This is a genomic window from Streptomyces hoynatensis, from assembly GCF_003626535.1.
Classification (GTDB): domain Bacteria; phylum Actinomycetota; class Actinomycetes; order Streptomycetales; family Streptomycetaceae; genus Streptomyces; species Streptomyces hoynatensis.
In genome coordinates this window covers 21,420-27,686 of record NZ_RBAL01000037.1, presented here as the reverse complement: position 1 = coordinate 27,686, position 6,267 = coordinate 21,420, and the positions used below count along the sequence as shown (strand labels likewise).

The following is a 6,267-nucleotide window of genomic DNA, read 5'->3' as shown; positions in this document are numbered from 1 at the left end:
CGGCAACCTCGACTCCCGCGCCGGCGCCGAAGTCCTCGACTTCCTGCGCCGCTCCGTCGACGACCTCGGCCAGACCATCGTCATGGTCACCCACGACCCCGTCGCCGCCGCCTACGCCAACCGCATCGTCTTCCTGGCCGACGGCCGAATAGTGGACGAGATGCGCAACCCGACCGCCGACCAGGTCCTGGACCGCATGCGCGGCTTCGACGCCCAGGGGCGCACCTCATGACCGTGCTGAAGACCTCGCTGCGGAGCTTCTTCTCCCACAAGGGCCGCATGGTCCTCTCGGGCCTTGCCGTGGTGCTCTCGGTCGCGTTCGTCTGCGGCACCCTGGTGTTCACCGACACGATGAACACCACCTTCGACAAGCTCTTCGCCGACACCGCGTCCAACGTCATGATCGCCCCCGCCGAGGACGAGGAGGAGTCGGTCTTCGACGACATCGACGAGACCGGCGTCCCCGACTCGGTGCCCGCCTCCCTCGCCGACGAGGTCGGCGCGGTCCAGGGCGTCGAGCGGGTCACCGGAACGGTGTCCTCCAGCAGCGCCGTGGTCGTCGACCAGGACAACGAGAACGTCGGCCCGAGCACCGGCGCGCCCACGATCGTCGGCAGCTGGTCCGACGTCGAGACGCGCTCCGTCGAACTCACCGAGGGCGACCTGCCCTCGGGGCCCGACCAGATCATCGTCGACTCGGAGACCGCCGACAAGAAGCACCTGGAGATCGGCGACCCGCTGCGCGTGATCACCGTCGCCGGCGACCAGGAGCTGCGGATCACCGGCATCTTCGAGTTCAAGGTCACCAACCCGGGCGCCGCCGTCTTCTACACCGACCTGCCCACCGCGCAGCAGTACCTGCTGAACGGCGCCGACGCGTACACCACCCTGTACGTGGACTCCGACGGGCAGGTCACCGACGAGCAGCTGAAGGCCGCCATCGCGGACGCGGTCGGCGCCGACACCTACAAGCTCCAGACCGCCGACGAGTACGTCGAGGAGAACCGCGACGAGATCGGCCAGGTCCTCGACATCCTCCAGTACGTGCTGCTCGGCTTCGCCGGGATCGCCCTGCTGGTCGGGATCTTCCTGATCGTCAACACCTTCTCGATGCTCGTCGCCCAGCGCACCCGCGAGATCGGCCTGATGCGGGCCATCGGCTCCAGCCGCCGCCAGGTCAACCGCTCCGTCCTCATCGAGGCCCTCCTGCTCGGCGTCATCGGCTCCGTCCTCGGCTTCGGCGTCGGCGTGGGCCTGGCCGTCGGCCTGATGGCGATCATGAGCGCCATCGGCCTCGAACTCAGCACCGAGGACCTGACGGTCTCCGCGTACGTGCCCGTCGTCGGCATCGTCCTCGGCGTCCTCGTCACCCTGCTCGCCGCCTACATCCCGGCCCGCCGCGCGGCGCGGATCAGCCCGATGGCGGCGCTGCGCGACGCCGGCATGCCGGGCGACGTGCGGGCCGGCCGGGTGCGGGCGACGATCGGCGCGGTCCTCACCGTGGCCGGCCTCGGCCTGCTCGCGGCCACCGGCTCGGTCGACAAGGCCTCCGACGGCGCCGGCTACCTCGGGCTCGGCGTCCCGCTCAGCCTGGTCGGCCTCATCCTGGTCGGCCCGGCCCTGGTCGGGATCGTGGTCCGCGGCCTGAGCGTGGTGCTGCTGCGGATGTTCGGCCCGGTCGGCAGGCTCGCCGAGCGCAACGCCCTGCGCAACCCGCGCCGTACCGGTGCCACCGCCTCCGCCCTGATGATCGGCCTCGCCCTGGTGGCGGGACTCTCGGTGGTCGGCTCCTCGATGGTCGCCTCGGCCACCGAGCAGGTCGACAAGTCCCTGGGCGCCGACTACATCCTCACCACCGCCAACGGCATGCCGATCCTGCCGGAGGTCACCGAGGCGGCCCGGGGCGTGTCCGCACTCGACCACGTCACCGAGGTGCGCGACGTCGACACCGACGTGACCTGGCCCGACGGCGGGGAGGGAGACGTCAGGATCTCGGTCGCCGACCCGGACTACGCCGACGACTTCACCAGCGAGGTCGTCGCCGGCGACATCCACGAGGCCTTCCAGGACGGCAGCATCTCCATCGGCGAGGACGACGCCGAGAAGCACGGCCTCGACCTCGGCGACCAGCTCCCGATCGCCTTCGACAACGGCGACAGCACCACCCTCACCATCCGCGCGATCCTCGACTCCGGCGGCGCCGTGGGCAACGGCACCTGGTATGTGAGCACGGAGACCGCCAGGGCGCACGTCTCCGAGGACACGTTCCCGCTGCCGTTCATGCTCTTCGCCTCCGCCCAGGACGGACAGAAGGACCAGGCCAGGGAGGCGCTGGACGCCGCCATGGAGCCGTACCCGCAGATGGACGTCCGCGACCAGGCCGAGTTCAAGGACCTGATCCAGGGCCAGATCGGCGGCCTGCTGAACCTGGTCTACGGGCTGCTCGCGCTGGCGATCATCGTGGCCATCCTGGGCGTGGTGAACACCCTCGCGCTCGCGGTCGTCGAACGCACCAGGGAGATCGGGCTGATGCGGGCCATCGGCCTCTCGCGGCGGCAGCTGCGGCGGATGGTGCGCCTGGAGTCCGTGGCGATCGCCCTCTTCGGCGCCCTGCTCGGCCTCGGCCTCGGCATGGCCTGGGGCACGGCGGCCCAGAGGCTGATGTCGCTCGAAGGGCTGAACGTCCTGGACATCCCCTGGCCCACGATCGTCACCGTCTTCGTCGGCTCCGCGCTCGTCGGCCTCCTGGCGGCCCTGCTCCCGGCCTTCCGGGCGGGCAGGATGAACATCCTCAACGCCATCGCCACGGAGTGAACTCCCGGGCCGCGGAGTGAACTCCCGGCCCGGAGTGACGGAAACCGGCCGGAGACGGCCGGCGTCCCGAAGGGCCCGCCCCCGCGCGCACCGCGCGCCGGGGGCGGGCCCTTCGGCTTCCCACCGCCGGGGGGCCGGTCCCGGCGGCGGGAGTACGGGGGCGGCTCGCGCCGGGGAGCGGCTCAGGGCGCCGGGGCCGGGCCGGTGGACTCCCGCACGACCAGGCGCGGGGGCCTGATCTCCGGGGCCCGCGCCGGACGTTCCGGGTCGAGCAGGCCGAACAGCGCGGTGACCGCGGCCCGCCCGAGCCGCACCAGGTCCTGGCCGATCGTCGTCAGCCGCGGGTAGACCAACTCGCCCAGCGGCAGATCGTCGTAGCCCACCACGGACAGGTCCCGCGGCACCTCAAGACCCAGCCGCCTGGCGGCGTTCATGCCCGCGACGGCCATCGTGTCGTTGGCGAAGAGCACCGCCGTCGGCCGCGCCCCAGGGCCCGGCGCGAGCAGCCGCTCCATCGCCGCCACGGCGCCCTGCGCGGTGAAGTCCGAGACCACCACGGGAGCGGGCGCGAGCCCCCGGGCCGCGAGCGCCGACTCGAAGACCCGCCGCCGGAACACCGAGTGCACCCGGTCCTCCGGCCCGGAGACGTAGCCGAGACGCCGGTGCCCGAGCGCGCACAGGTGGTCGACGGCCTGCCTGATCCCCGCCTCCTGCTCCCCGGCCCGCACCGAGACGACGGGGGCCTCCCCGCCCTCCTCGTGCCACGGCACCCCGACCAGCACGGCCGGCAGCCGCAGCCGCCGCAGCAACGCGAAGCGCGGGTCGCCGATCCGGCTCTCGGTGAGGATCACCCCGTCCACGCGCCGCTCCTGCGCCAGGCGCCGGTAGGCCCGCTCCTCCGCGCCCGGCTCCTCCCCGACCACGTGCAGCAACAGGCCGTAGTCCACCGGGGCCAGCTCGCGTTCGATGCCCGAGATCAGCACCGTGAAGTGCGGGTCGGCGGCCAGCAGATCGGCCGACCTGGCCGCCACCATGCCCACGGCCCTGGTCCGCGCCCCCCGCAGCGCCACCGCGGTCGCCGAGGGCGACCAGTCCAGCTTGGCCGCGGCCGCCAGCACCCGCTCCGCGGTGGCCGCCGAGATGCCGCCGCGGCCGTTGACCACCTTCGAGACGGCGGAGACCGAAACCCCCGCCAGCCGCGCCACATCCGCGATCGTCGGCTTCCCCGCCATGCGCCTCCCTCCCGGGGAAAGGCCCCGGGACTTCCGCACCAGGTGAGCGCGGGAAAACGTTGTAGCCGCCCGGGGAGAGGCGCAGGCTATCGCACGTCTCCACCTGGGACAAGATCTCGACATACCGGAGGTAGAACGATATACCTGACCCCGCCGGGCCGCGACCTGTGAGCGGCGCGGCCCCCCGCAGGGCACCGCGGCCGGCCCGCGGCGCGCCCGCGGGGCACACGAGACGGACGAGAGACGGACGAGAGACGAGAGCGGCCATGAAGCGCAACGCGGCGAAGCTCGACGGCGGCACCATCTGGGTCGGGGTCAACTACTGGTCGCGCACCGGCGGCCCCCTGATGTGGCGCGACTACCGGCCCGAGGTCGTGGAGGAAGAGCTGCGGACCATGCGGGACCACGGCATCACCCTGACCCGCTCCTTCTTCTACTGGCCCGACTTCATGCCGGCCGAGAACACCCTCGACGAGCGGCTGCTGCGGCACTTCGACGACTTCCTCGACCGCCACCTGGCCCTCGGCATGAGCAGCATCCCCACCTTCATCGTGGGCCACATGTCCGGCCAGAACTGGGACCCCTCCTGGCGCGCGGGCCGCGACATCTTCTCCGACCCCTCCTTCGTCGCCCAGCAGGAGTGGTACGTCCGCGAGCTCACCGCCCGCTGGAAGGACCACCCCGCGGTCGCCGGCTGGCTGCTGACCAACGAGATCCCCATCTACGCCGACTGGCCCTCCCGCGGCATCGGCACCCTCGACTCCCGCGCCGTCACCGCCTGGGTGAAGACCCTCGTCGAGGCGATCCGCTCCACCGGCGCCACCCAGCCCGTCTCCGTCGGCGACGGCGCCTGGGGCGCGGAGGTCACCGGCGCCGACAACGGCTTCCGCATCCGCGAACTGACCCCGCTGATCGACTTCCACGGCCCGCACGTCTACCGCATGGAGAACGACCAGGTCCGCCAGCACCTCGGCGCCGCGTTCATCTGCGAACTCCTCGACCTCGGCGGAAAGCCGGTGATCATGGAGGAGTTCGGCCTCACCTCCGACTACGTCTCCGAGGAGAACGCCGCCCACTACTACCGGCAGATCCTGCACCACACCCTGCTCGCCGGCGCCACCGGCTGGATCCCGTGGAACAACACGGACTACGACGCCCTGTGGGACCAGGAGCCCTACCGCCACCACCCCTTCGAGATGCACTTCGGCCTCACCGACGACCAGGGCAGGCCCAAGGAACAGCTGCGCGAGGTGAGGCGGTTCACCGAGGTGCTGCGGAAGGTGGACGTGGCCCGGCTGCGCCGCGAGGACACCGGCGTCGCCCTCGTCGTCTCCTCCTTCCTGGAGAAGCCCTACCCCTTCACCCAGCCCGAGGACCACACCAGCGTCTTCGCCCACACCAGGCAGGCGTACGTGGCCGCCCGCGAGGCCGACCTGCCGGTCGGCGTCGCCCGCGAGGCCGACGGCATCCCCGAGGACTGCGCCCTGTACCTGCTGCCCTCCGCGAAGCAGCTCACCGCGCCCGGCTGGCGGCAGCTGACCGCCCGCGCCGAGGCCGGGGCGCTGGTGTACGCCTCGTACTTCACCGGCGAGCACGGCGTGCAGCGCGGCCCCTGGTGGCCGAAACTCGACGAGACCTTCGGCGTGGTCAAGAAGCTGCGGTACGGCCTGACCGACCCCATCGAGGACGCCGAGCTGCGCCTGGTCTTCCGCCGCGACTTCGGCGGGATCGCGGCCGGCGAGGAACTGGTCTTCGCCGTCGCAGGCACCGAGCACTCCCGCAGCTTCCTCCCCGTCGAGCCGAACGGCGCCGAGGTGATCGCCACCGACGCGCACGGCCGCCCCGCCCTACTGTCCCACGCCCTGGGCCGGGGCCGGATGGTGCTGTGCACCTACCCGATCGAGCACATGGCCGCCGTCACCCCCCGCGTCAACCCCGAGCCCACCTGGCGCCTGTACGCGGCGCTCGCCGCCGAGGCCGGCGTGGCCCCCGAGGTCTCCGTGCCCGACCCGCGGGTCCTCGTCGGGCGGATGGCGCACGAGGACGGGCGGGTGTTCGTGTGGTTCGTCAGCGAGCACGAGGAGGAGCTGGCCTTCCGGCCCACCCTGCCCGAGGGCGCCGGGCTGCGCGACCTGGACGGCGCCCCGCTCACCACCTTGACGCTCCCGCCGTTCGGCGTGATCGTCGCCGAACTGACCGCGTGACCCGAGGGGACCGAGCA

Annotated in this window: 3 protein-coding genes and 1 pseudogene; 3 read left to right on the top strand and 1 reads right to left on the bottom strand. The window is 72.3% G+C overall.

The window, feature by feature from the left end; translation table 11 throughout:
- Both D7294_RS31035 and D7294_RS31030 read left to right on the top strand, forming a co-directional pair.
- Nucleotides 1-232: pseudogene (locus D7294_RS31035) on the top strand (ABC transporter ATP-binding protein); the annotation flags it as partial.
- Nucleotides 229-2,814, top strand: coding sequence for an ABC transporter permease (locus D7294_RS31030; protein WP_120685157.1), 2,586 nt, complete (start codon nucleotides 229-231; stop codon nucleotides 2,812-2,814). The pseudogene D7294_RS31035 and the gene D7294_RS31030, both read left to right, overlap by 4 nt.
- A gap of 182 nt (nucleotides 2,815-2,996) precedes the next feature.
- Here D7294_RS31030 and D7294_RS31025 read toward each other — a convergent pair whose 3' ends face one another.
- A complete protein-coding gene (locus tag D7294_RS31025; protein ID WP_120685156.1) occupies nucleotides 2,997-4,046 on the bottom strand; it encodes a LacI family DNA-binding transcriptional regulator in 1,050 nt (349 codons plus the stop codon).
- 266 nt (nucleotides 4,047-4,312) lie between these two features.
- Between D7294_RS31025 and D7294_RS31020 the strand changes: the two genes are divergently transcribed.
- Nucleotides 4,313-6,250 carry a cellulase family glycosylhydrolase gene (locus D7294_RS31020; protein ID WP_120685155.1) on the top strand — a complete coding sequence of 646 codons (1,938 nt, stop codon included), beginning with the start codon at nucleotides 4,313-4,315 and terminating at the stop codon, nucleotides 6,248-6,250.
- The last annotated feature ends 17 nt before the right edge of the window (nucleotides 6,251-6,267 follow it).